Origin of the sequence: Streptosporangium longisporum, assembly GCF_039534895.1 — a bacterium.
GTDB lineage: Bacteria > Actinomycetota > Actinomycetes > Streptosporangiales > Streptosporangiaceae > Streptosporangium > Streptosporangium longisporum.
The window spans coordinates 116525-140558 of record NZ_BAAAWD010000007.1; the positions used below are offsets into that span (position 1 = coordinate 116525).

Annotated in this window: 21 protein-coding genes; 13 read left to right on the top strand and 8 right to left on the bottom strand. The window is 71.8% G+C overall.

What is annotated here, in order from left to right; genetic code table 11:
• Positions 1–44 precede the first annotated feature (44 nt).
• Complete coding sequence (locus tag ABD832_RS13530; RefSeq protein ID WP_344893793.1) at positions 45–1250, bottom strand: cytochrome P450; 1206 nt, start codon at positions 1248–1250, stop codon at positions 45–47.
• Between the two features lie 402 nt (positions 1251–1652).
• Positions 1653–4904: a glycosyl hydrolase family 95 catalytic domain-containing protein gene (locus ABD832_RS13535; protein ID WP_344893796.1), complete on the bottom strand. Its 3252-nt coding sequence runs from the start codon at positions 4902–4904 to the stop codon at positions 1653–1655.
• Between the two features lie 467 nt (positions 4905–5371).
• Between ABD832_RS13535 and ABD832_RS13540 the strand changes: the two genes are divergently transcribed.
• From ABD832_RS13540 to ABD832_RS13575, 8 genes are all read left to right on the top strand, one after another.
• Positions 5372–6217, top strand: a complete 846-nt coding sequence (locus ABD832_RS13540; RefSeq protein WP_344893799.1) for a fumarylacetoacetate hydrolase family protein — start codon at positions 5372–5374, stop codon at positions 6215–6217.
• On the top strand, positions 6214–7587 hold the full coding sequence (locus ABD832_RS13545; RefSeq protein WP_344893802.1) for an L-fuconate dehydratase: 1374 nt from the start codon (positions 6214–6216) through the stop codon (positions 7585–7587). Before ABD832_RS13540 ends, ABD832_RS13545 begins: the two co-directional genes overlap by 4 nt.
• Positions 7580–8326, top strand: coding sequence for an SDR family NAD(P)-dependent oxidoreductase (locus ABD832_RS13550; protein WP_344893804.1), 747 nt, complete (start codon positions 7580–7582; stop codon positions 8324–8326). The genes ABD832_RS13545 and ABD832_RS13550 overlap by 8 nt, the downstream gene beginning before the upstream one ends.
• Before the next feature lie 59 nt (positions 8327–8385).
• The gene (locus ABD832_RS13555; RefSeq protein ID WP_344893806.1) at positions 8386–9453 is read left to right on the top strand and encodes a sugar ABC transporter substrate-binding protein; all 1068 of its coding nucleotides are present in this window, start codon (positions 8386–8388) and stop codon (positions 9451–9453) included.
• Entirely contained in the window at positions 9453–10946 is a 1494-nt protein-coding gene (locus ABD832_RS13560) for a sugar ABC transporter ATP-binding protein (protein WP_344893809.1), read from the top strand. The genes ABD832_RS13555 and ABD832_RS13560 overlap by 1 nt, the downstream gene beginning before the upstream one ends.
• A complete protein-coding gene (locus tag ABD832_RS13565; RefSeq protein WP_344893812.1) occupies positions 10943–11965 on the top strand; it encodes an ABC transporter permease in 1023 nt (340 codons plus the stop codon). Before ABD832_RS13560 ends, ABD832_RS13565 begins: the two co-directional genes overlap by 4 nt.
• Positions 11966–12104: 139 nt before the next feature.
• Complete coding sequence (locus ABD832_RS13570) at positions 12105–13040, top strand: aldo/keto reductase (protein WP_344893815.1); 936 nt, start codon at positions 12105–12107, stop codon at positions 13038–13040.
• A 93-nt stretch (positions 13041–13133) separates the two neighbouring features.
• On the top strand, positions 13134–13496 hold the full coding sequence (locus tag ABD832_RS13575) for a mycoredoxin (RefSeq protein WP_344893818.1): 363 nt from the start codon (positions 13134–13136) through the stop codon (positions 13494–13496).
• Positions 13497–13547: 51 nt separating this feature from the next.
• Here ABD832_RS13575 and ABD832_RS13580 read toward each other — a convergent pair whose 3' ends face one another.
• Entirely contained in the window at positions 13548–14927 is a 1380-nt protein-coding gene (locus ABD832_RS13580; protein WP_344893821.1) for a collagen-binding domain-containing protein, read from the bottom strand.
• Between the two features lie 252 nt (positions 14928–15179).
• Positions 15180–15506 carry a rhodanese-like domain-containing protein gene (locus tag ABD832_RS13585; protein WP_344893824.1) on the bottom strand — a complete coding sequence of 109 codons (327 nt, stop codon included), beginning with the start codon at positions 15504–15506 and terminating at the stop codon, positions 15180–15182.
• 36 nt (positions 15507–15542) lie between these two features.
• Between ABD832_RS13585 and ABD832_RS13590 the strand changes: the two genes are divergently transcribed.
• Positions 15543–16172 (top strand): TetR/AcrR family transcriptional regulator, encoded by a 630-nt coding sequence (locus ABD832_RS13590; protein ID WP_344893827.1) that lies wholly within the window; start codon positions 15543–15545, stop codon positions 16170–16172.
• Positions 16173–16203: 31 nt separating this feature from the next.
• Here the strand turns inward: ABD832_RS13590 and ABD832_RS13595 are convergent, their stop codons facing one another.
• The 4 genes from ABD832_RS13595 to ABD832_RS13610 form a co-directional block, all read right to left on the bottom strand.
• Positions 16204–16878, bottom strand: a complete 675-nt coding sequence (locus tag ABD832_RS13595) for a FadR/GntR family transcriptional regulator (RefSeq protein WP_344893830.1) — start codon at positions 16876–16878, stop codon at positions 16204–16206.
• Positions 16879–16915: 37 nt separating this feature from the next.
• Positions 16916–17935, bottom strand: a complete 1020-nt coding sequence (locus ABD832_RS13600) for an MBL fold metallo-hydrolase (protein WP_344893834.1) — start codon at positions 17933–17935, stop codon at positions 16916–16918.
• 78 nt (positions 17936–18013) lie between these two features.
• The gene (locus tag ABD832_RS13605) at positions 18014–19168 is read right to left on the bottom strand and encodes a steroid 3-ketoacyl-CoA thiolase (RefSeq protein WP_344893837.1); all 1155 of its coding nucleotides are present in this window, start codon (positions 19166–19168) and stop codon (positions 18014–18016) included.
• A gap of 130 nt (positions 19169–19298) precedes the next feature.
• Entirely contained in the window at positions 19299–20012 is a 714-nt protein-coding gene (locus tag ABD832_RS13610) for a TetR family transcriptional regulator (protein ID WP_344893840.1), read from the bottom strand.
• Between the two features lie 192 nt (positions 20013–20204).
• Between ABD832_RS13610 and ABD832_RS13615 the strand changes: the two genes are divergently transcribed.
• From ABD832_RS13615 to ABD832_RS13630, 4 genes are read left to right on the top strand one after another with little or no spacing between them, the layout of a single operon-like run.
• Positions 20205–21290, top strand: a complete 1086-nt coding sequence (locus ABD832_RS13615; RefSeq protein ID WP_344893843.1) for an acyl-CoA dehydrogenase family protein — start codon at positions 20205–20207, stop codon at positions 21288–21290.
• Complete coding sequence (locus tag ABD832_RS13620) at positions 21290–22444, top strand: acyl-CoA dehydrogenase family protein (protein ID WP_344893846.1); 1155 nt, start codon at positions 21290–21292, stop codon at positions 22442–22444. Before ABD832_RS13615 ends, ABD832_RS13620 begins: the two co-directional genes overlap by 1 nt.
• Positions 22441–23523, top strand: coding sequence for a bifunctional MaoC family dehydratase N-terminal/OB-fold nucleic acid binding domain-containing protein (locus tag ABD832_RS13625; protein WP_344893849.1), 1083 nt, complete (start codon positions 22441–22443; stop codon positions 23521–23523). The genes ABD832_RS13620 and ABD832_RS13625 overlap by 4 nt, the downstream gene beginning before the upstream one ends.
• Complete coding sequence (locus ABD832_RS13630; protein ID WP_344893852.1) at positions 23523–23933, top strand: MaoC/PaaZ C-terminal domain-containing protein; 411 nt, start codon at positions 23523–23525, stop codon at positions 23931–23933. The genes ABD832_RS13625 and ABD832_RS13630 overlap by 1 nt, the downstream gene beginning before the upstream one ends.
• Positions 23934–24034 lie beyond the last annotated feature (101 nt).

Consider the following 24034-nt stretch of genomic DNA (forward strand, 5'->3'; position numbering starts at 1 on the left):
CCGGCCCTCCAGGGTCCAGGCCGTCCCTGACCCCGGCCCGGACTTCAGCCCACGGTGACCGGCAGGTCCTTGATGCCGTTGATGAAGTTGGAGCGCAGGCGGCGGGCCGGGCCCGCCTGCTCCAGCTTCGGCAGCCGCTCGGCCAGCACCTCGAAGAGCACCCGCAGCTCCAGCTTGGCCAGGTGGTTGCCGAGGCAGAAGTGGGCCCCGCCGCCACCGAAGCCGATCTGCGGGTTGGGGTCGCGGCCGATGTCGAAGGTGTCCGGGTCGGCGAACACGTCCTCGTCGCGGTTGGCGGAGCTGTAGAAGACCACGATCTTGTCGTTCTCCTTGACCTCCTGCCCGCCGATCACCGTGTCGGTGGTGGCCGTACGGCGGAAGAGGTTCACCGGGGAGACCCAGCGGACGATCTCGTCGGCCGCGGTGCCGGCGAGCGAGGGGTCGGCGACCAGGCGCCGCCACTGCTCGGGGTGCTCGAAGAAGGCCAGCATGCCACCGGAGGCGGCGTTGCGGGTCGTCTCGTTGCCCGCCACCACGAGCAGCAGCACGAACAGGTCGAACTCCTCCTCGGTGAGCGTGTCCCCCGCGGCGTCGGGCATGATCAGCTTGGTGACGATGTCCTCGCGGGGCTGCCGGCGACGCTCGGCGGCCAGCGCGTTGGCGTAGGCGTAGACCTCACCGGCCGCGTTCGCACCCTCGCCGGGGTCGGCCGCGTAGTCCGGGTCCTCGGCCCCGATCATCTGGTTGGACCAGTTGAAGAGCTTGTCCCGGTCCTCGGGCGGGGCACCGAGCAGCTCGCAGATCACGTACAGCGGCAGCGGGGCCGAGATGTCCCGGACGAAGTCGACCGAGTCGCGTCCCTTGGCCTCGTCCACCAGCTGGTGGCAGATCTCGCGGATGTGCCCCTCCAGGGCGCCCATCATGCGCGGGGTGAAGCCCCGGTTGACCAGGGAGCGGCGCCGGGTGTGCTCCGGCGGGTCCTGGTTGAGCATCATCAGCCGCTGCAGGGCCCGCTGGTCCTCGGGGACCTCGTTGAAGAGCGCGAGCTTCCTGCTGGAGGAGAACAGGTCGGAGTGGCGGGAGATGTGCACCACGTCGGCGTGCTTGGTGACCGCCCAGAAGCCGGGCCAGCCCCGCTCGGCGTCCCCCGGATGCGCGTAGACCGGCGCGTTGGCCCTCAGCCAGGCCATCTGGTCGTACGGGGCGCCGTTCCGCCAGTAGAAGTCCTGGTCGACCAGATCGATGTCCATCGGTCCTCCTGCGAGCCGGGTCGGCGTTCCCGTGACACGGTTCATTGTCGGTGCGGCCTGGGTGCGGTTAGCGGCGTACCCTACCCGTTCACGGAGAATCCACCGGGAACGTGACGATGGCCGGGTTTTCCGGTGTTCCGCCCCCGCCCGGGGCACGTCGAGCCACCAAGCGCTCGATCAGTTTCCTGGCGGATTCTTCTTTCTGAAACGTGTTCTATTACGGCTGGGAGACCCCGTCAAGCCGGGGCCCCGGTCACCGGCCCCCCGCGACGCCCTCGGCACCCCGCGACGTCCTCGGCGCCGCGCACGGCGCGGGCCCGGGACGCGTGCGCGTCCCGGGCCCGCGAAACGGGATTCAGGATCGGTTCCGGCGCAGGAGCCGGGGGCGGACCGCGTACGGGATCAGAACGCGATGTCGCGCCAGGTGCCCACCTCCGCGGCGGTCAGGGCCTTCGGCAGGACGGCCATGCGGTCGACCGCGCCGCTCAGGCGCTGGCCGCCGTCCTGGTCGGCGCCGAAGCGCAGCGGCCGGGAGGTGCAGCCGGTGATGCCGTCGCCGGTGGCCGTGCCGCCGCCGACCCGGGTGCCGTCGACGTAGACGTCGATCACGCCGCTGCGGTCCATGGTGACGACGAGGTCGACGTAGCGGCCGGTCGGGATCGTCCCGCTCAGCCCCACGTTCTGTCCGGCGCCGATGAAGCGCAGGGTGTTGGAGGGAGTGAGGTCGACGATGATCCCGTCGGTGCCCGGGTCGCCGCCGGGCTGGGAGTCGAAGAGCCGCCGGTAACCGGTCCCCTCGATCTTGACCTCGGCCGCGAACGTCGCCTCGGGCAGGTGGCCCAGCAGGGTGCTCTCCGTGGTGAGGTAGGTCGAGCCGTCCAGGACCAGTCCGCTGCCGCTCGGCGCCTCGGTGTCGTAGGCCGCCGCGCCGACGACGGTGGCGTCCCTGCCGCTGCCGGAGGCGTCGGTGACGGTCGTGCCCGACGTCGGGTCCCAGGCGACGACGGCCCTGTCCGCCGGGGGAGAGACGCACGGGTTGAGGCCGACGACCGCCGAGCCGCCCGCCTTCCAGTCGTCTCCCGAGAGCTCCGCCGCGATCCGCGCGGACCTGGTCCCGTTCGCGGGACCGGCGGTCACCGAGAACGAGAAGGTCCTGGGACCGCCCGGCGAGACGGCGGGCACCCGGATCGAGGCGGGGACGGCGGTCCAGCCCTGCGGCAGGGCGAGGGTCAGCGTGCCGGCGGGCACGTCCCTCCCGCCGGGCGCGGTGACGGTGACGGTGACCGGGATCGACTCGCCGGCACCCGCGACGACGGGAGCCGTGATCTTGACGGTCACCTCGTTGACGATCGTGTAGGACCTGCCCGCCTTGGCGTCCACGGTGATGACGTCGCCGTCGCGGCGCGGGGTGATCGTCCTGCCCTGCTGGTCCTCGACGTGGTAACGGCCGCCGATCATGGCGGCGCGGACCTTGAGGGGGCCGGACGTCCCGGCGTGCACGGTGACCCTGTCGGCGTTGCCGTCCTTCCACGAGGCGTCCACGGTCACGTCGCCCCGAGCGCGCAGGCCGGTGACCGACCCGGTGGGCCAGGCCGCCGGGAGTGCGGGCAGTACGTGCACCGTGTCGTGCTGGCTCTGCAGCAGCATCTCGGCCATGCCGGCGGTGGCGCCGAAGTTGCCGTCGATCTGGAACGGCGGGTGGGTGTCCCACAGGTTGTCCAGCGTGGAGCCCTTGAGCTGCTCGCTGAGCATCTTGTGCGCGTGGTCGCCGTCCAGCAGGCGGGCCCAGAAGTTGACCTTCCACGCTTTGCTCCAGCCGGTGCCGCCGTCGCCCCGCGCGGTGAGCGACACCTTGGCCGCCTCGGCCTCCGGGGTGCCGGCCGCGATCTGCCGTCCGGGGTGCAGGGCGAACAGGTGGGAGACGTGCCGGTGGGTGTTGGCCCGGTCGTCCAGGTCCTCCTTCCACTCCTGGAGCTGCCCCCAGGAGCCGATCCGGATCCCCGGGTCGAGCTTGGCCAGCGCGGCCTTCATCTCGGCCTGGAAGGCCCTGTCGGTCCTCAGCTCCCGCGCCGCCTCCAGGGTGTTGGTCAGCAGGTCGAAGACGATCTGCTGGGACATCGAGGCGCCCGCGGTGAAGTCGCCCTGCTCGGGGGAGTAGCTGGGGGAGACCACCAGCCTGCCGTCACGCGGGTCGGTGTGGAGGGTGTCCAGCCAGAACTCGGCGGCCCCCTTCATCACCGGGTACGCGGTCTTGCGCAGGTACGTGGTGTCACCGCCGAAGCGGTAGTGGTCGTACATCTGCTGGGTCACCCACGCCGCCGCGTCGGGGAACCAGAACGAGGTGGCCCAGTCGTGCACGCCGGTGAAGCCGAACGGGTTGGTCTCGTTGTGCACCACCCAGCCGCGCGCCCCGAACATCTCCTTCGCGGTCCTCCGCCCGGGGGCGACCATCGACCGGACGTAGCGGTCGTACGGCTCGGTCGTCTCGGCGAGGTTGGTCTGCTCGGCGAGCCAGTAGTTCATCTGCAGGTTGATGTTGACGTGGTAGTCGGCCGACCAGGGAGGATTGGTGGAGTTGTTCCACACGCCCTGCAGGTTGGCCGGGAGCGACCCCTCCCTGGAGGAGGCGATCAGCAGGTAGCGGCCGTAGGCGAAGAACATCGCCTCCAACGCCCGGTCGTCGGCCGAGGCGCCGCCGGTGTACGCCGCGCGCAGCCTGTCCGTCGGGATGGACGGCGTCTTCTGCCCGAGGTCCAGCTCGACCCGGTCGAACAGCCTCCGGTGGTCGGCGCGGTGCTCGGACCTGAGCTCCTCGTACGACCTGCGGGAGGCCCTGTCGACCGCCCTGGTCACCTTGGCGTGCGGGTCCACGGTCCGGTAGGCCGGGTAGGCGTCGGAGTAGTCGGTGCCCGCGGACAGCACGAACACCGCGCTGTCGGCGCCCGTGACGGTGATCCTGTCGGTGCCGTCGGTACGGGTGCCGCCCTGGACGATCACCTGGACCTGCGACTCGAACCTCATGCCGTTGTCGGCGAGCACGCCCTTGACGGTGAGGCGGCCCTTGGAGACCGCGACCTGCTTGTCGTCGCGGGGCGAGGAGGTGCGCAACGTGAAGGAGACCTGGCCGCGCCTGTCGGCGGAGACCCTGCCGACGACGACGTTGCCGGGATGGCTGGCGAAGTACTCGCGGGAGTGGGTCACCCCGTTCGCGGTGTAGCCGACCCTGGCGACCGCGTCGCGCAGGTCCAGCTCCCGGCGGTAACCGGTGACCGTGTTCTCGGTGTTCTCGGGGTTCCCGGGGTTCCCGGGGTTCTCGGGGTTCTCCGGCATGTCCAGCCAGAGGTCCCCGAAGGTCTGGTAGGCGCCGAAGCCGCTCTTGGGCTGGCCGAGCTCGGCCGCCACCGCCTCGGGCGACATCCTGCCGTCGCGGTCGATCTGTGCCCTGACCTCGGCGATCGCGTTCGGCCTGGGGGAGGTCCAGTTGCCGAAGTCGTAGCCGTTCGCCCCGGGGCCGCCGGTCCACAGGGACTTCTCGTTGAACTGGATCCGCTCGCTGCCGACACCGCCGAACACCATGGCGCCCAGCGCGCCGTTGCCGATCGGCAGCGCCTGGGTCTCCCAGTCGGTGGCCGGTTCGTCGTACCAGAGCGTCAAGTCATCGGGTGTATTCGGCTTCATCGTGTTCGTCGATGGTTCCGCGTCGGCCGGGCTCTGGCCGTACAAGCCGGTGGCGAGGGTGAGAACGGCGAGGAGTGCGACACCGAGACGGCGTCGTGGGGGGCGGGGCAACGGATTCCTCCGATCACAGGGCGAGACTGTTTCAAGGAGATAGCACCGAAATTCCGTCGTAACAAGCTTCGTCCTCCGATGTTTCTTGGTAGGTGATCACTTTTGCGCCCGTCGTCACCGGGAACATTCTCGATGATCTCTATCTGCTTCCGCACGAGGAACTCCGATGACTGAAGGTCGAAATTGGGACACGATCCGGCATTAGCCCTGTCAGCTGCGGTTTATCCTCGGTAACGGATCGGATGTATCGGCCCGCGAGGGGTTGACATCGAGGTTCAGTGTCGTTCAGCATCACGAGACAAGACATCCGATGTATCAATGAAGGGTGCGGTGTGAAGCTGCTGCGCGTGGGACCCGTCGGCCAGGAGCGACCGGCCGTCCTGGACGGAGCCGGTAACCTCCGCGAAATCCCGGAGGCCGAGATCGACGGGGCTTTCCTCGCCTCCGGGGGAGTGGCTCGTGTCCGGGAGGCGCTGGAGCGGGACGAGCTTCCCGTGCTGGAGGCCGAGGGGCTGCGGATCGGTGCCCCGATCGCCCGGCCCGGGAAGATCGTGTGCATCGGCCTCAACTACCGCGACCACGCGGCCGAGACGAACGCCGCGATCCCGGCCGAGCCGATCGTCTTCATGAAGGCCCCCGGCACGGTGATCGGCCCGTACGACGAGGTGCTCATCCCCAGGGACAGCGTCAAGACCGACTGGGAGGTCGAGCTGGCCGTCGTGATCGGCGAGACGGCGCGCTACGTCGAGACGCACGAGGAGGCGCTGTCCAAGGTCGCCGGGTACGCGATCTCCAACGACGTCTCCGAACGGGAGTTCCAGCTGGAGCGCGGCGGCCAGTGGGACAAGGGCAAGTCGTGCGAGACCTTCAACCCGCTCGGCCCCTGGCTGGTCACCGCCGACGAGATCGCCGATCCGCAGGCCCTGGGCCTGCGCCTGTGGGTGGACGGCACGCGGTTCCAGGACGGCGGCACCAAGAACATGATCTTCACCGTGGCGGAGATCGTCCGCTACCTGAGCCGGTTCATGGTCCTCGAACCCGGTGACCTGATCAACACGGGCACCCCGGCGGGCGTCGCGCTCGGCCTGCCCGGCACCCCGTACCTGCGGGCGGGCCAGGTCATGGAGCTGGAGATCGACGGTCTCGGCCGCCAGCGGCAGACCCTGGGACAGGCATGAGCGAGCTGACCGCCCCCGGCCCGTCCCCGGCCCTCGACGCGTTCGCTCCCGAGGTCACCGCCTCCGGTGCGGCCCTCGGCGCGTACCGCATCGTCTCGATGCGCACCCACGACATCCGTTTTCCCACCTCGCTGGAGCTCGACGGCTCCGACGCGATGAACCCCGACCCCGACTACTCGGCCGCCTACGTCGTGCTGGGCACCGACGACGGCTTCGAGGGCCACGGCTTCGCGTTCACCATCGGACGCGGCAACGAGGTGCAGACCGCCGCGATCAGGGCCCTGGAGCCGTACGTGCTCGGCAGGGACGCCGAGGACATGGGCACGCTCTGGAAGGACATGGTCCACGACTCCCAGCTGCGCTGGCTCGGCCCGGAGAAGGGCGTCATGCACATGGCGATCTCCGCGGTGGTCAACGCGCTGTGGGACCTCAAGGCCAAGCGGGCCGGAAAGCCGCTCTGGCTGCTGCTGGCCGAGATGCCGCCCGAGGAGCTCGTCGCCCTGGTCGACTTCCGCTACCTCACCGACGCCCTCACCCCGGACGAGGCGCTGGACATCCTGCGCGCCGCCGAACCCGGGAAGCGCGAGCGGATCGCCCACCTGCGCGAGCACGGCTACCCGGCCTACACCACCTCGCCCGGCTGGCTCGGCTACGACGACGACAAGCTGCGCCGCCTGTGCGAGGAGGCCATCGAGGACGGCTTCACCCAGATCAAGCTGAAGGTCGGCGCCGACCTGGAGGACGACCGGCGGCGGATGCGCATCGCCCGCGACACCTGCGGCGAGGACTTCCCCATCGCGATCGACGCCAACCAGCGCTGGGACGTCGGCACGGCCATCGAATGGGTGAACGCCCTGGCCGAGTTCCGCCCGCACTGGGTGGAGGAGCCCACCAGCCCCGACGACGTGCTCGGCCACGCCGCCATCGCCCGGGGCATCGCGCCCATCCCGGTCGCCACCGGCGAGCACGTGCAGAACCGCATGGTCTTCAAGCAGCTCCTGCAGGCCGAGGCCATCTCGTACCTGCAGATCGACGCGGCCCGCGTCGCGGGCGTCAACGAGAACGTCGCGATCCTGCTGCTCGCCGCCAAGTTCGGCGTCCCGGTCTGCCCGCACGCGGGCGGGGTCGGCCTGTGCGAGCTGGTGCAGCACCTGTCGATGTTCGACTACGTCGCGGTGAGCGGCTCGATGGAGAACCGGGTGATCGAGTACGTCGACCACCTGCACGAGCACTTCGCCGACCCCGTGGTGATCGAGAACGGCGCCTACGTCGCACCGAGCGTGCCCGGCTTCGGCGCGGCCATGCACCCCTCGTCGATCGCCGACCACAGCTATCCCGACGGCCCGGTGTGGAGGCCCCTCGATGGGTGAGTTCGACGGCCTGCGCGCACTGGTCACCGGCGGAGGCTCCGGCATCGGCCTGGCCACCGCCACCCTGCTGGCCGAGCGGGGAGCGAGCGTGGCCTCGCTGGACGTCAACGCCTCCGGCGGCCCGTTCGCCGAGGTCACGGCGGACGTCACCGACGACGACGCGGTCCGCGCCGCCGTCACCGAGGCCGCCGGACGGCTCGGCGGGCTGGACATCCTGGTCAACAACGCCGGGATCGGCGCCGCCGGAACGATCGAGGACAACCCGGACGAGGAGTGGCTGCGGGTCCTGGACGTCAACCTCCTGGGCATCGTCCGGGTCACCCGGGCCGCCCTGCCGCACCTGCGCCGCTCCGAGCACGCCGCGATCGTCAACACCTGCTCGATCGCGGCGACGGCCGGCCTGCCCCAGCGGGCGCTCTACAGCGCGTCCAAGGGGGCCATCCAGTCGCTGACCCTGGCGATGGCGGCCGACCACGTCCACGAGGGGATCCGCGTCAACTGCGTCAACCCCGGCACCGCCGACACCCCCTGGGTGCAGCGCCTGCTGGCGGCGGCCGGCGACCCGGCCGCCGAACGGGCGGCGCTGGAGAACCGCCAGCCGATGGGGCGTCTGGTGAGCGCCCCCGAGGTCGCCGCGGCCGTCGCCTACCTGGCGAGCCCGCTCGCGGCGTCCACCACCGGGACCGTCCTGGCCGTCGACGGCGGCATGCACGGCCTCAGACTCCGGCCCAGGACATGACCCCTCCCGGTTCCCACCGACCCATTCACCCTTCGTACGGCTCGAACAAAGGCAACGGCATGAACATTCGACCCGCGGCGACAGGGGCGGCACTGCTCGCCCTCGCCCTCACGCTCTCGGCCTGCGGCTCCTCCGAGCCCGCCGGCACCGCGGCCACCACCGGCGCCCGGCCCACCGGTGACGCCGGCGCCAAGGGCGGCAAGGTCGGGATCGACTTCCCCCGTGCCGACTCCGACTTCTGGAACTCGTACAACAAGTACGTCCCCCAGATGGCGGCCGAGCTGGGCATCGACCTGATGCCGCCGACCAACTCGCAGAACGACGTGGCCAAGCTGGTCGCCAACACCCAGGCCCTCACCGGGCAGGGCGCCAAGGCGATCGTCATGGCTCCGCAGGACACCGGCGCCATCGCCTCCACCCTGCAGACGCTGGAGACCAGGAACATCCCGGTCGTCACCGTGGACACCCGCCCCGACAAGGGCAAGGTCTACATGGTGGTGCGCGCCGACAACAAGGCGTACGGCACCCAGGCGTGCGAGTTCCTCGGCGAGAAGCTCGGTGGCAAGGGCAAGGTCGTCCAGCTCATGGGCGCGCTCGGGTCGATCAACGGCCGCGACCGGGCCGAGGCGTTCCGCGGCTGCATGAAGGAGAAGTTCCCCGGCATCACGGTCTTCGACGAGCCCACCGAGTGGGAGGGCACCAAGGCCGCCTCGATGCTGCAGACCCGCCTCCAGCAGCACCCGGACATCAAGGGCGTCTACATGCACGCCGGAGGCGTCCACCTGGCCCCCACCCTTCAGGTGCTCAAGGCCAAGAACCTGATCGTGCCGCCGGAGGACCCCGGGCACGTCTTCGTGGTCTCCAACGACGGCATCCCGCAGGAGTTCGACGCCATCCGCAAGGGCGAGATCGACGCCACGGTCTCCCAGCCCGCCGACCTGTACGCGAAGTACGCGCTCTTCTACGCCAAGGCCGCGATCGAGGGCAAGACCTTCACACCCGGCCCCACCGACCACGACAGCACGATCATCCAGCTGCCGAACGGCCTGGAGGACCAGCTCCCCGCGCCGCTGGTCACCAAGGAGAACGTGGACGACAAGGCTCTCTGGGGTAACCAGGTCAAGTGATGACACCATCCGTCACGGCGGTCGAGGCGCTCGGGATCACCAAGCGCTTCGGGCCGACCATCGCGCTCAACGGGGCCGGGATCGCCATCACCGAGGGGGAGACGCACGCGCTCGTCGGCAGGAACGGCGCGGGCAAGTCCACCCTGGTGTCGATCCTGACCGGCCTGCAGCGCCCCGACGAGGGAGAGGTCCGCTTCGCCGGCGAGCCCGCGCCGCCGATGGCCGACCGGGACGCCTGGCGGCGGCGCGTCGCGTGCGTCTACCAGAAGTCGACGATCATCCCCACCCTGACGGTGGCGGAGAACCTCTTCCTGAACCGCCAGACCGACCGCGGCGCGATCAGCTGGCGGAGCCTGCGCGGCCGCGCCCGCGACCTGCTGGACCAGTACGGGGTGGACGTCGACGCCGGCACCATGGCCTCGGACCTCGGCGTCGAGCAGCGCCAGCTCCTGGAGATCGCCAGGGCGCTGTCGTTCGGCGCCCGCTTCGTCATCCTGGACGAGCCCACCGCCCAGCTCGACGGGCCCGCCATCCAGCGGCTCTTCGACCGGATGCGCGCGCTGCGCGAGCAGGGCGTCACGATGATGTTCATCTCCCACCACCTGGAGGAGGTGTACGAGATCTGCCAGAGCGTCTCGGTCTTCCGCGACGCCCGGCACATCGTCACCTCCGCGGTCGGCGACCTGCCGCACGACCGGCTGGTGGACGCGATGACCGGTGAGGCGACCGCCGCCTACGCGTACCGCACCCGCACGGCCGACCCCTCGGCCCCGGTGGTGCTGTCCGCCCGCGGGCTCGGCCTGGCCGGCCGCTACGAGAACGTGGACCTCACCGTCCGCGCGGGCGAGATCGTCGGCCTGGCCGGGTCCGGCAGCAGCGGCAAGGTCGGCCTCGCCGAGACCCTGGTCGGCCTGCACCGGGCCGACACCGGGACGGTGACCGTCAACGGCGTCGACGTCCGGCCGGGCGACGTGCCCTCCGCGCTCCGCGCGGGCCTCGGGTTCGTCCCCCAGGACCGGCACCGGCAGGGCTTCGTCCCGCTGCTGTCGATCGCGGAGAACGCGACCATCCCGATCGCCCACCGGCTCGGCCGCTACGGCACGGTCTCCCCGGCCCGCCGCCGCGAGCGCGGCGCCCGGATGATCGAGCGGCTGGACATCAAGACGACGGGCCCCGACCAGCCGGTGGCCGACCTGTCCGGAGGCAACGCCCAGAAGGTGGTGCTGGCCAGGGCGCTCGCCGACGACCCCCGGGCGCTCGTGGTCATCGACCCGACGGCCGGGGTGGACGTCAAGGCCAAGCACTCCCTCCTCGGCGCCGTGGAGGACGCGGCCGGCCGGGGCGCCGGGGCCGTGCTGGTCTCCGACGAACTCGACGACCTGCGGATCTGCGACCGCGTCCTGGTCATGTTCCACGGCAGGATCGTCAGGGACGTGCCGCGCGGCTGGACCGACAACGAGCTGGTGGCGGCGATGGAAGGTATCGACCCATGACCACGACACAGACCCCTCCGCCCGCGCCGGCCGCGCAGGCCGCCTCGCGCGGACCCGGCCTCAGGCTCGGGCGGTTCCGCGACCTCACCCTGGTCCCGGTGATCGTCGTCCTGCTGATCGCCGGGTCCTTCGTGGACCCGATCTTCCTGACCACCGGCAACCTGACCAACGTGCTCCAGCAGCAGTCGGCCCTGGCGCTGGTGGTGCTCGCCGAGGCGCTGATCCTGATCAGCGGGAAGTTCGACCTGTCGCTGGAGTCCACGGTCGGCATGGCGCCCGCGGTCGGGGTGATGCTGGTCATCCCGGTGGCGGCCGGCGGGTTCGGCCTGGACCTGCCCGCCATCCTGGCGATCCCGCTCTGCCTGCTGGCCGGTGGCCTGGTCGGAGCCTTCAACGGCTTCCTGATCCTGCGTTTCCAGCTGTCGGCCTTCATCGTCACGCTGGCCATGATGATCGTCGTGCACGGCCTGCACCTGGGCCTCACCCAGGGCCGGAGCCTGTTCGAGCTGCCCGCGTCGTTCCTCTACCTGGGCAGTGCCGTCTGGTTCGGCCTGCCCGCGGCGATCTGGATCACCGGCGTGCTGTTCGCGGTGGCCGTCGTCGCGCTCGGCTACTTCCGGGCCGGCCGCTCGCTGTACGCCATCGGCGGCAACGCCGACGCGGCCCGCGCGGCCGGCATCAGGGTCGAGCGGGTCGTGTGGGTCGTCTTCGTCATCGGCGGCGTCGTCGCCGCGCTCGCCGGGGTGCTGGAGACCGGCCGCCTGGGCGGCATCAGCGCCAACCAGGGCGTCGGCTGGATCTTCATGGCCTTCGCCGCGGCGGTCATCGGCGGCGTCAGCATGGACGGCGGCAAGGGCACGATCCTCGGCGCGCTCACCGGTGTGCTGGTGATCGGCCTGGTGGAGAACATCCTCACTCTCAAGGGCGTCCCCGGCGAGTGGAAGCAGCTCGTCTACGGCTCGATCATCCTGGTCGCCCTGATGATCAGCCGCCTGGCCGGAGGCAAGGCCCAGGACTGACGCGCCCGTCGGTCCTGCGGGCTCCCGGGCCGCGTCCGGGTACGGGGAGGGCGCCTGTTTCCCGATCACGGGAGCATGAGACGGTACCGGGGATCGCCCTCGTACCGGAGGGATCGTCCTGTCAGGAACGGAGTGGCCGGTGCAGGTCAGCAGGTACGGCTTCGGCGCGGCCCCGATCGGGAACCTGTTCTCCCCCGTCGGCGAGGACGAGGCGCGGGCGGCGGTGGACGCGGCCTACGAGGCGGGGATCCGCCTGTTCGACACCGCGCCCCACTACGGGCTCGGCCTGTCGGAACGGCGGCTCGGCGCCGCCCTCGCCGGCCGTCCCCGCGACTCCTACGTCCTGTCGACCAAGGTCGGCCGCCTGATCGTCCCCGCGGACGGCGACGGCCCCTTCGGCCGGGACGAGGAGGGCTTCGACGTCCCGGCCTCCTCGCGCCGGGTCTGGGACTTCTCCCGCGACGGGGTGCGGCGGTCGCTGGAGGAGAGCCTGGAGCGGCTCGGTCTCGACGCGGCCGACCTCGTCCTGATCCACGACCCGGACGACCATTGGGAGCAGGCCGTCTCCGAGGCGTACCCCGCGCTGGCGGAGCTGCGCGACGCGGGCGTCGTCAAGGCCGTGGGGGTCGGGATGAACCAGACGGCGATGCTCACCCGTTTCGTCCGCGAGACCGGCGTCGACCTGGTCATGCTCGCCGGGCGCTACACCCTGCTGGACCAGTCCGGGCAGGAGGAGCTGCTGCCGCTCTGCCGGGAGCGCGGTGTGTCGGTGCTGGCCGCGGGGGTGTTCAACAGCGGCCTGCTGGCCACCCACGACCCGTCGGGCACCTACGACTACGCCCCGGCCCCGGGCCCGCTGCTGGAGCGGGCCCGCCGCATCGCCTCGGTCTGCGAACGCCACGGCGTCACCCTGCCGCAGGCCGCCCTGGCCTTCCCGCTGCGCCACCCGGCGGTCGCCTCCGTCGTGGTCGGGGCCCGCTCCGCCGACGAGGTCGCCCGCAACGCCGCCCTGACCGCCCGCCCGGTGCCCGAGGACCTGTGGGCCGACCTCACCGCCGAGGGCCTGATCTCCTGAACGCGTCCGGCCGGGATCGTCCCGGTGGGCTCACCCGGCCGGCGTGAAGGCCCGTCCTGGGCCGAAGGAGGAGGGGTTTGCCATACTCCTCCCATGTCCTCCACGGTCTCGGTCGTTTTGCTCGTCATCGCGGGCCTGGTGCTCGTCGTCACGAACCTGCCCCGGCGCGACCGGGCGACATCGCACCGGGAGGCGGACCGGGAGGGCGTGGTCGTCTACTGGCGGCCCGGTTGCCCGTACTGCATGAGGCTGCGCACCCGCCTGCGCCTCACGGGCCTGCGCTACAGCGAGGTCGACATCTGGAAGGACCCCGACGCGGCGGCGTTCGTCCGCTCGGTCGCGGACGGGAACGAGACCGTGCCGACCGTGACCGTGGCCGGGAGGGCGATGGTGAACCCGTCCGCGGGCCAGGTGCTCACCGCGGCCAGGGCCGAACCGCAGCCCCCGGCGTCCTGAGCGTCCCCGGGCCGGGAGGTCCGCCGTGGCGGGGACGGTGACCGGCCCCGGTCACGGATGCCGCGGGATCAGCGTCTTCTCCTCCCGCCAGACCGGGCCGGAGCACCCTCGCCTGGCGTGGCAGCGGTGCGCGTCCCGGCACCGGCCTCTTCCGGCCTCGCACCTGGAGACGCACTTCAGCACCGCCGAGCTCGACTGATGCGTGGACGTCTGCGTTCCCGAACTCGGACACGCGATCGGCGTGGGGGCCGGGGTGACGGTCACGGTCACGGTGACGGTCGGGGTGGGGGTGGTGGTCGGCGTGGGAGTGGGAGTGGGTGTGATGGTCGGCGTGGGGGTGGGTGTCGGCGTGATGGTCGGGGTCGGGGTCGGGGTGGGGGTGGGGGTGGGGGTGGGCGTCGGAGGCAGGGCCGCGCAGTCGAGTTCCGTGCTGAACGGGAAGTCGTGGATCTCCCCGCCGTTGGCGGTGGCCGTTCCCGAGGTCAGCTCGCGGACGATGACGTTGCCCTCGAGGTTGGAGGAGTTCTCGTCGATCAGCTCGGCGTCCGGGGCGAAGATCGTCCCCTCGATGGTGCCCCCCTGCCCCGCGGGAAGCCTGATGGTGGTGGCGTCCGGGAAGTCGAACAGGATGTACCGCCCCTCACGCCCGGAGACGCCGGCGAAGTTCGGGGGAATCCAGGTGAAGTCACCGCCCACGGCGGTGGTGTCCACGACGACCAGGAGCGGGGCGGTGGCCGTGGGCTGGTCGTCGAAGATCAGGTTGGCGATGTTGTTCAGGTTCTCGGCGTCGATCTGCAGGACGTTGGTGACGCCGTCGGTCAGGTTGATGCGGACGTTGGAACCGGGCGGGACGACGTTGCCGGGCAGCGGCACCCCGTTGCCGTCCCGCAGGATCACGGTGTTGACGCACAGGGCGAGGTCCGCGGCCCGCTGGCGGTAGGTGGCGAAGAGCGCGGCGAAGTCGATCACCGAGGCGGGCCCCACGGAGCCGACGGGCTGGCGTACGGTCAGCTCCACCCGCGCCGGTGATTCGTAGTCGCCCGTGGCGTTGATCCGGGTGTTGACCAGCGCGCCGTTGTTGTCGACGTTCAGGACGAACGAGTCGGTGAGGTCACCGATCTTGACGTAGCCGCCGGAGAGCACCGAGAGCCGTCCGGTGGGGCTGCTCTGGGCGAAGTCGACCCGGCCGCCCACCACCAGTGCCGTGGGCCGGGCGTCGCCGGCGACGACGAAGGTGCCCGGATTCTGGCTGGCGACCCGGTAGTCGCCGGTCAGGATGAGGTCCCCGCCCACCGCCAGGGTGCCCTCGTTCTCGTTGCTGCTCAGGCGGGCGTCGCCCTCCACGACGACGGTGAAGCCGTTGTTGCCGCTGACCGGGTTCAGCGGAGCGTGCTCCGAGCCGGTATCGACGATGAGGGCCCCCAGGCTCATGGCGAAAATGCTCAAACCCACGGAAAAATACACTCTACGCATATCGTTCCCCTCATGATCGTTCCATTCCCCGAGCGAGTTTAGGCAGCTCAGGGGGGGCAAGCGGCTCCGTACGGGCAAATGTCCGTCATGCCTGTGGCTCGAATTCGGAGAACGCGGGAAGGGGGCGGCCGGCGTGCCGCGCGGGCGGGGCCGTGCCCGCGCGGCACGCCATGTGGGGATCTCCCGTGCCGCCCCCGCCCCGGGGCGGGTTCAGGCGGATTCGAGGGGCAGGCCGGCCTCGGCCCAGTCCTCGATGCCCTCGCGGTACGTGCGGACGTCGGTGTAGCCGAGGGCGGTGAGCCTGTCGGCGACCTGCCCGCTGTTGGGGCACGCCGGGTTGGAGCAGTAGGTGACGATCGCGGCGTCGAGGTCGGGGAGCAGGGAGGGGGCCAGCCTGTCGACGTCGGCCCGGACCAGGGGAACGGCCCCGGGCAGGTGCTGCTGCGCGTGGTACTGCCCGCCCAGCGCGTCGACGACGGTCACGCGGCCCTCGTCGATCGCGGCCTTCAGCTCGTCCCGGGTGATGAGTGCGGTCATGTCGCTGCCTCCATAGAAGTGGACTATAGTCCGGTTGTGGCTCATGACAGTAGCGGACCGCAGTCCGTTTCCGCAACACCGCTGGAACTGCTGCGCACCCCGCCCCGGAGGGAACGGGCGGACGCGGCACGCAACCGCGCCGCGGTACTGGAGGCCGCGGCCCGGCTGTTCGCCGAACAGGGCGTGGAGGCGGTGTCCATGGACCAGGTGGCCGCGGCCGCGGGCGTCGGCAAGGGCACCCTGTTCCGCCGGTTCGGCGACAAGTCCGGCCTGGCCGCCGCCCTGCTGGACGCCAGGGAGCGCGTGCTGCAGGAGGCGATCCTGCACGGGCCGCCGCCGCTCGGCCTCGGGGCGGCGGCCGGTGAGCGGCTCGCCGCGTTCGCCGGCGCCTACCTGGACTACCTGCTGGAGCACCTGGACCTGGTCCGGATGTCGGAGACCGCGGCCCCCGGTGCCCGGTACCGGATCGGGGCCTACCGGTTCTGGCACCGCCACGTGGCGATCCTGCTCGGCGGCACGCCCGACCCTGAGCACGCCGCGCACGCCCTGCTGGCCGCGCTCTCGGCCGAGCACGTGTCCGCGCTCCTGCCGGAGCTGGGCGAGAAGCGGATACGCGCGGGCGTGCTCCGCCTCGCGCGTTCGATGACGTCCCCTCCCGGAGGGTGACGTCCGGCCCCCTTTCGTCCCCAGGGGACGGTCAGGCGAGGGTGCTGCGGAGCCACTCCTCGACGCCGGCGATGTGGACCGTGGCCCAGGCCCGCGCCACCTCGGGCTGGCGGGCGGCGATGGCGTCGCAGATCGCGCCGTGCTGCTCGCGGGTCTTCTCCAGGGCGTTCTCCTGGGTCAGGCCCCGCCAGATCCTGGCCCTGGTGGTGGGGCCCGAGAGGCTCTCGATGAGGGAACAGAGCACGGCGTTGCCCGACCCCTCCGCGATGCGCTGGTGGAACTCCAGGTCGTTGGCGACCAGCTGCTCGACGCTCGGGTCCGCGGGCAGCTCGTCGAGGAGCCTGCGCAGCTCGGCGATCTCGGAGTCGGACATGGAGGTCGCCGCCATCGCGGTCGCCGCGGGTTCCAGGATGCGCCGCACCTGGAAGAACTGCAGCACGGTGTCGTCCTGGTGGAAGTCGACCACGAACGACATCGCGTCCAGCAGCAGCCTGGGCTCCAGGCTGGTCACGTACGTGCCGTCGCCCTGGCGCACGTCCAGCACGTTGATCAGGGCCAGCGCGCGGACGGCCTCGCGCAGCGAGTTGCGCGAGAGGCCGAGGCGGTCGGCCAGGTCGGCCTCCTTGGGCAGCCTGCTGCCGGGGGCGAGCTCGCCGGACAGGATCATCTGTTTGATCCTGTCGATAGCGGCATCGGTGACCGCCACGCTGCACCGTCCTCAGGGTTCGCCAGACATCCGATGTCTATGAGTGTATGGCGAACCTGACCGGATCCGTCCCCGCCGCCCGCCGGACGAGGCCGCGGACCTCCAGGGTGCGCAGGTGCGCCGCTGCCTCTCCCGCGGCCATCCCGCGCAGCAGGACGGGAAAGTCCTCCCAGGGACGGTTCCAGGTCATCCGCCCGGCGATCTCCCAGATGGTCAGCGGCTCCTCCGCCTCGGCGAGCAGGTCGGCCAGCCGTCGGAGCTTCTCCTCGTGGTGGACGCCGATCTCGGCCGCCCGCGCCGCCGTGTCCGGAAATATCCATTCATGGGCGGGGAGGGCTTCGAGGTCGCCCAGCCCCCTGACCTTCTCCAGCGACTCCAGGAAGTCGGTGAGCGGGTCCACGTCGGAGCGGTCGTAGGGGTAGATGCCGATGTGCGGGGTGATCGCCGGCAGTACGTGGTCACCGGTGAAGAGGCGGTCGGCGTCCTCCAGGTGCAGGCAGACGTGGCCGGGGGTGTGCCCGGGGGTCCAGATCGTGCGCAGCCTGCGTCCCGGCACGTCGATCAGGTCGCCGTCGGTCAGCACGCGGTCGGGCGTCGCGGGCGGCCCGGGCCGGTTCCCGGTGACCTCCTCCACCTCCACGGCGCCCGCCCCGGCCCGGCGCAGCATGTCGGCCTGGAAGTCGCGGTGCCCGCGCTCCCCGAACTCGCGCATCATCGCGACCAGCGCGGCGTCGGCCTCGTGCATGGCGATCCAGGCACCCGACTCCTCCCTGACCTGACCGGCCAGCCCGGCGTGGTCGGGGTGGAAGTGGGTGACGACCACCCCGCGCACGTCACGGACGTCCATGCCGGCCGCGGCGAGCCCGTCGCGCAGCGCCAGCCACGCCTCGGGTGCGTTCCAGCCCGCGTCCACCAGCACCGGGCCCGCCGGGGACTCGATCGCGTAGACCAGGGTGTAGCCGAGCGGGTTGCCCGGGATGGGCACCGGTACGCTCCACACCCCGCCACCGGTGTCGAACGGACGCTGCTCGCTGTACGGCCTGCGGCGGGACTTCAACGGTGGTGCTCCTTACCGGCGCCCCTCCGGGGGCGCTCCTTGCCGGTGCCGTTCACGGGCGCCGCTCACGCGCGCCGTTCACAGGCGTTCCAGGACGGTCGCGGTCGCGAGCGCCCCGCCCGCGCACATGGAGACCAGCGCGGTCGAGGAGTCGGACCGCTCCAGCTCGTGCAGCGCGGTGGTGATCAGCCGTGAACCGGTCGCGCCGACCGGATGGCCGAGTGCGATGGCCCCTCCGTTGACGTTGACCCGTTCCATGTCCGGCTTGTGCACCGATGCCCAGGATAGGACCACGGAGGCGAAGGCCTCGTTCACCTCGAACCTGTCGATGTCGGCCATGCTCATCCCGGTGGAGGCGAGGACCTTCGCGGTCGCGTCCACCGGCCCGTCCAGGTGGTAGTACGGCTCGGCGCCGACCAGCGTCTGGGCGAGGACGCGGGCCCGGGGCCGCAGGCCGTGCCGGGCGGCGGCCTCCTCGCTCATCACCAGCACCGCGGACGCGCCGTCGGAGATCTGCGAGGAGGTGCCCGCGGTGTGCAGGCCGTCCTCGACGACGGGCCTGAGCCGGGCCAGCCCCTCCGCGGTGGTCTCGCGCAGCCCCTGGTCGCGGTCGACCAGGCGCGTCCCGCCGGTCGGCTCGCCGTCCTCGCCGAGGACGGGCGCGCTCACCGCGACGACCTCCCGGTCGAAGCGGCCCTCGGCCCACGCCCGCGCGGCCCGTTGCTGGGAGCGGGCGCCGAACCGGTCGAGCCGCTCGCGGGTCAGCCCGCGCCGGCGCGCGATCCGCTCCGCGGCGGCGAACTGGTCCGGCAGGTCGATGGACCAGTCGTCGGGACGGGGCCGGGCGGGGAGCACGTTGGAGCCGAGCGGTGCCCGGCTCATCACCTCGACGCCGCAGGCCACGCCGACCTCGATGACCCCGGCCTGGACGAGCGCGGCGACCAGGTGCACGGCCTGCTGGGAGGAGCCGCACTGCGCGTCGACGGTGGTGACGCCCGTCTGGTAGGGCAGCCCGGCGTACAGCCAGGCGTACCGGCCGACGTGGCCGCCCTGCTCGCCGGCCTGCGTGACGCATCCGGCGAAGACCTGTTCCACCGCGGCCGGGTCGATGCCCGCGCGGCCGACGAGGCCGCTCAGGGCCGCGGCGAGGACCGCCTGCGGCTTGAGCCCGGCGAGCCATCCGCCGCGCCTGCCGATCGGGGTCCGTACGGCCTCGACGATGACTGCACCCATACGATCTCCTCGCCTTCCGGCTCGGAACTCGCGGCCACCGGGCACCCGTCCCCGCCGGTCCGCCCGCTCGCGCGTCGCTCCAGAACGTCGCTCTAGTCGCCTTCGACTGCGACTGTAACGCGTTCTAATTTCAGGCGGAAGGAGCGGGCCGGAAATCGGCGAGCAACCGGTCGGCGGCGATCTCGATGCGCCGCTGGATCTGCTCGTAGGTGCGCCGTCCCCTGAGCATCTCCAGCAGCTCGTGCACCCAGACGCTGGAGAGCGAGCCGGCGAGCGCGAACTGCTCCTCGGTGGCGGTCTCCACGGTGAGGTCGTCCCCGGCGACCCGGAGCAGCAGCCCCGTCATGCGGTCGCCGAACGGCGTCTCGACCTCGGCCATGATCAGCGAGCGGATGAGCGCGTCGGCGAGCTCGGGCTCGCGCATCAGGCCGCGGGTGGCGCGCATCAGGATGTCGACGGCGCGCCCCGAGGCCGCGACGGCGCTGGGCGGGCGGCGCTCGATGCTGCTCTCCAGGAGGTCGATCTCCTCGCCCACGACGGCGACGACGAGATCCATCTTGGAGGGGAAGTAGCGGTAGAGCGTCCCGAGGGCGACCCCGGCGCGCTCGGCGACGGTCCGCATCTGCATCGCCTCGACGCCGCCGCGCGAGGCGAGGGCCGCGGCGGCCTGGACGATGCGCTTGCGCCGCTGGTGCTGGCTCCTGGTGCGGACGCCGGTGGACGCCGGTTCGCTCTGCACGCCGGATGCCCCTTCGGTCGTGGCCGGATCGACGTTGCCCGGAGCGTGCCTGCCAGTCGGGCGCGCGGCGGCCGGTGCCTCGGTCGTCACCTGCGGGGTACGCATGAGAACACGTTATCTGATTTCCGGATACTCCGGCGGGTTACTCGCCGGTCACAAAGATGCCCGTGCTTACACGGCATATGTGATGTGGCGGTTATGTCCATGTTATTGCGGGCGGCCCGCTATGGACACGGAATAGAATCTGTTCTACTTTTCGGAAGGGCTGGAACGGCGGACGGCATCCCAGGAGCGCGCGTGGACTTCACCCTTGACGAGACCCGGACCGACCTGCGCGACCTTGCGGCCGACCTGCTCGGCAAGGAGGTGACGGCCGCGCGGCTGGAGGCGCACGAGGGGAGCGGCGCCCCCTACGACGCCGCGCTGTGGCGCTCCCTGGCCCGCGCCGGGCTGCTCGGCGCCTGCCTGCCCGAGGAGGCCGGCGGGGCCGGGCTGGGAGCGGTGGGGACGGCGGTCCTGCTGCGGGAGATCGGCGCCCGTGTGGCCCCGGTCCCGGCTGAGCCGAGCCTGGTCGCCGCCCAGGTGATCGCCTCGTACGGGTCCCGCGAGCAGCGCGAGGCGCTGGCCCCGCTGGCCGAGGGCGAGATCACGCTGGCCGTCGCCCCCTCCGAGCCCGGCCGCGACCTCGGAGCCCCGCCCGTCACCGTCGCGCGGCCGGACGGCGCCGGATGGGTGCTCGACGGCGCCAAGGGCACCGCGCCCCACGCGGCCGGAGCCTCGAAGATCCTGCTCACGGCCCGGACCGACACCGGGACCGGGGTGTTCCTGGTCGACCCCGGCGACGTGGAACCGCGCCCCGTGCCGGTCCCCACCGGCGAGCCGGCCGCCGCGTTCACCCTGCGGGGCGTCCCCGGCGAGATGGTCGGCGCCGCGGACGGCCTGGCCGCCGGCGGCCTGCGGCGGGCGGTGATCGCGGGGAACATCGCCGTCTTCTCCGGCGTGCTGGCCGGGGCCCTGGCGCTGACCACCGAGTACATCAGGACCCGGCGGCAGTTCGACCGGGCGCTGGCCGAGTTCCAGGCGGTCACCGTGCAGATCGCCGACGTCTACATCGCCGCGCGGGCGCTGGACGTGGCCGTGTGGTCCGGGGCGTGGCGGCTGGAGCAGGGCGACGACGAGGAGGCCGAGGCCGACCTCGCGGTGGGCGCGCTGACCGCGACCGAGCAGGCGTTGCACGCCCTGTACACCTGCCAGCACCTGCACGGCGGGATCGGCGTGGACGTGACCTACCCGCTGCACCGCTACTTCGCCTGGGGCAGGCACCACGCCCACCTGCTGGGCGGGGCCGAAGCCCGGCTCGACACGATCGGAGCGCTCGTCTGATGCTGATCGACCTCACCCCCGAGCAGAAGAGGCTCCGCGCCGAGCTGCGCGAGTACTTCCGGTCCTGCCTCACCGACGAGGACAGGGGACGGATCGCCGACGACCCGTTCGGCCACGCGTACATGAAGCACTGCCGCACCCTGGGCCGCGACGGCAGGCTCGGGCTGGGCTGGCCGAAGGAGTACGGCGGCGGCGGGCTCGGCCCGCTGGAGCAGCAGATCTTCGCCAACGAGATCGCTCGCGCCGAGGTGCCGTACCCGATCATCACCGTGCAGACCGTCGGGCCGACCCTCATGCAGTACGGCACGCCCGCGCAGAAGGAGTTCTTCCTGCCGCGCATCCTGGCCGGGGAGTGCCACTTCGCGATCGGCTACAGCGAGCCCGGGGCCGGCACCGACCTGGCGTCCCTGCGCACCACCGCGGTCCGCGACGGCGACCACTACGTCGTCAACGGGCAGAAGATCTTCACCTCCGGCGCCCACTACGCCCAGTACATCTGGCTGGCCGTGCGCACCGACCCCGGCGCGAAGAAGCACCGCGGGATCACCATGATGATCGCCGACTGCTCCGACCCCGGCTTCTCCTGGACGCCCATCACGACCATGGACGGGCGCCACCACACCAACGCCACCTACTACTCCGACGTCCGCGTGCCGGTGGACATGGTGGTGGGGGAGGAGAACAGGGGCTGGGACCTGATCGTCAACCAGCTCAACCACGAGCGGATCACGCTCGGCCCCGCGGGCAACATCGCCCACACCTACGACCGCTTCCTGGACTGGGCACGCCGCACCGGCGCGATCGACGAGCCCGCGGTACGCCGTGCCCTCGGCCGCGTCTACGCCTACTTCCGCACCAACGAGCTGCTGAACTGGCAGGTCGCGGCCAACATGGACCTGGGCTGGCTGGGCGCCCCCGACGCCTCCGCCACCAAGGTCTACGGCTCCGAGCGGCTGCAGGAGGTCGGCCGGATCGTCGGCGAGACCCTGGCCCGCTTCGGAGACCCCTCCGACGCGGAGACCGCCGACCTGATGGAGCGCGTCGACCGGGGCGCCAAGGGCGGGCTGGTGCTCACCTTCGGCGGCGGCGTCAACGAGGTGCAGCGCGAACTCATCGCCATGCTCGGCCTGAGCCTGCCGAGGCCGCCCCGATGACCGCGACGACCGGCCCGACCGGCCCGGCCGATCCCGCGACCGGTCATGCGACCGGCTCGACCGGCCCGAACGGCCCGAACGGCCCCGCGACCGATCCCGGGACCGATCCGGCGGACGGCCCCGGCACCCTGCACGAGCGTCTCACCGCCCTGGCCGCGCGCCAGGCCGCCCTGGGCGAGGTGCCCGGCGTCGCGGCGGCCGACCCGGTGAACCTGCCGATGATCCGCCACTGGGCCGCCGCGCTGGGCGACGCCAACCCGCTCTACACCGACGCCGGGGCGGCGGCCGCCGGGGTGCACGGGGAGATCGTGGCGCCCCCGGCGATGATCCAGGTCTGGACCATGCCCGGCCTGGACCCTGACGCCGGACGGGCCGGCACGCCGGTGGACCCCGTACTGGCGCTGCTGGACGCCGAGGGCCACACCGGCGTGGTCGCCACCAACTGCGAGCAGACCTACCACCGCTACCTGCGGCTCGGCGAGTCGCCCGTCCCGGCCACCCGGTTCACCGGCATCACCGGCCCGAAGCGGACCGCGCTCGGCGAGGGCTACTTCGTGACCTGGAACGTCGTCTGGTACGCCGGGGGCGAGGCCGTGGCCGAGATGATGTTCCGGGTGCTCAAGTTCCGGCCCGTCACGAGCCCCGCGGACCCGCCGCCCGGCAGGGCGCCGTCGCGCGAGCCGTACCCGCTCAGGCCCGCGGTCAACGACGACACCGCGTTCTTCTGGGAGGGCGTCGCCGCGGGCGAGCTGCGGATCCAGCGGTGCGGCGACTGCGGGCTGCTCCGCCACCCGCCGGGCCCGGTCTGTCCCTCGTGCCGCTCGACCGCCCGCACGTACGTGACGGCGAGCGGCGAGGGCGAGATCTACAGCCACGTCGTCCACCACCACCCCCCGGTCCCGGGACGCGAGACGCCTTTCGTGGTGGCCGTGGTGGAACTGCCGGAAGGGGTACGGATCGTGGGCAACGTGGTGGACTGCGCCCCTTCGCGGGTGGGTATCGGTATGCCGGTGCGGGTGACGTACCGCCGGATGGACGACGAGCTGATCCTGCCCATGTGGGCCCCCCGGGAGGCGTGATGCGGACACTCACCCGCGACGAGGTGCGGGCCGGAACCCTCCTTCCGGAACTCGCGATCGAGCTGAGCCCCACCGTGGTCGTCTCGACCGCGCTGGCGACCATGGACTTCACCCCCGTCCACCACGACGTGCACCGGGCCAGGGCACAGGGGTCGAAGGACATCTTCCTCAACATCCTGACCACCATGGGCCTGGTCGAGCGCTACGTCACCGACTGGGCCGGGCCCGAGGCGCTGATCCGCGGCATCAACGTGAAGCTCGGCGTCCCGGCGTACGCGGGCGACCGGCTGGTCTTCACCGGCACGGTGCTCACCCGCGAGGAGGACGAGTTCACGGCCGAGGTCCGCGGCAGGGTCAGCCTCGGCGACCACGCCTCGGGAACCGTCAGGTTCGCCCTTCCCACCCCCTGAGCCTGCCCACCCCCCGAGCCCTTCCCACCCCCAAGCCCTTCCCACCCCCGAGCCTTCTCATCGGCCGAGCCTTCTCCGAGCCCCTTCTCATCCACGCGTCA

Excerpts from the sequence above, each read along its gene's own strand:
- ABD832_RS13530 (WP_344893793.1), bottom strand. The coding sequence starts at position 1,250 with ATGGACATCGATCTGGTCGACCAGGACTTCTACTGGCGGAACGGCGCC.
- ABD832_RS13545 (WP_344893802.1), top strand. The coding sequence starts at position 6,214 with ATGAGCGAGCTGACCGCCCCCGGCCCGTCCCCGGCCCTCGACGCGTTC.
- ABD832_RS13550 (WP_344893804.1), top strand. The coding sequence starts at position 7,580 with ATGGGTGAGTTCGACGGCCTGCGCGCACTGGTCACCGGCGGAGGCTCC.
- ABD832_RS13555 (WP_344893806.1), top strand. The coding sequence starts at position 8,386 with ATGAACATTCGACCCGCGGCGACAGGGGCGGCACTGCTCGCCCTCGCC.
- ABD832_RS13560 (WP_344893809.1), top strand. The coding sequence starts at position 9,453 with ATGACACCATCCGTCACGGCGGTCGAGGCGCTCGGGATCACCAAGCGC.
- ABD832_RS13565 (WP_344893812.1), top strand. The coding sequence starts at position 10,943 with ATGACCACGACACAGACCCCTCCGCCCGCGCCGGCCGCGCAGGCCGCC.
- ABD832_RS13575 (WP_344893818.1), top strand. The coding sequence starts at position 13,134 with ATGTCCTCCACGGTCTCGGTCGTTTTGCTCGTCATCGCGGGCCTGGTG.
- ABD832_RS13580 (WP_344893821.1), bottom strand. The coding sequence starts at position 14,927 with ATGAGCCTGGGGGCCCTCATCGTCGATACCGGCTCGGAGCACGCTCCG.
- ABD832_RS13585 (WP_344893824.1), bottom strand. The coding sequence starts at position 15,506 with ATGACCGCACTCATCACCCGGGACGAGCTGAAGGCCGCGATCGACGAG.
- ABD832_RS13605 (WP_344893837.1), bottom strand. The coding sequence starts at position 19,168 with ATGGGTGCAGTCATCGTCGAGGCCGTACGGACCCCGATCGGCAGGCGC.
- ABD832_RS13610 (WP_344893840.1), bottom strand. The coding sequence starts at position 20,012 with ATGCGTACCCCGCAGGTGACGACCGAGGCACCGGCCGCCGCGCGCCCG.
- ABD832_RS13620 (WP_344893846.1), top strand. The coding sequence starts at position 21,290 with ATGCTGATCGACCTCACCCCCGAGCAGAAGAGGCTCCGCGCCGAGCTG.
- ABD832_RS13625 (WP_344893849.1), top strand. The coding sequence starts at position 22,441 with ATGACCGCGACGACCGGCCCGACCGGCCCGGCCGATCCCGCGACCGGT.
- ABD832_RS13630 (WP_344893852.1), top strand. The coding sequence starts at position 23,523 with ATGCGGACACTCACCCGCGACGAGGTGCGGGCCGGAACCCTCCTTCCG.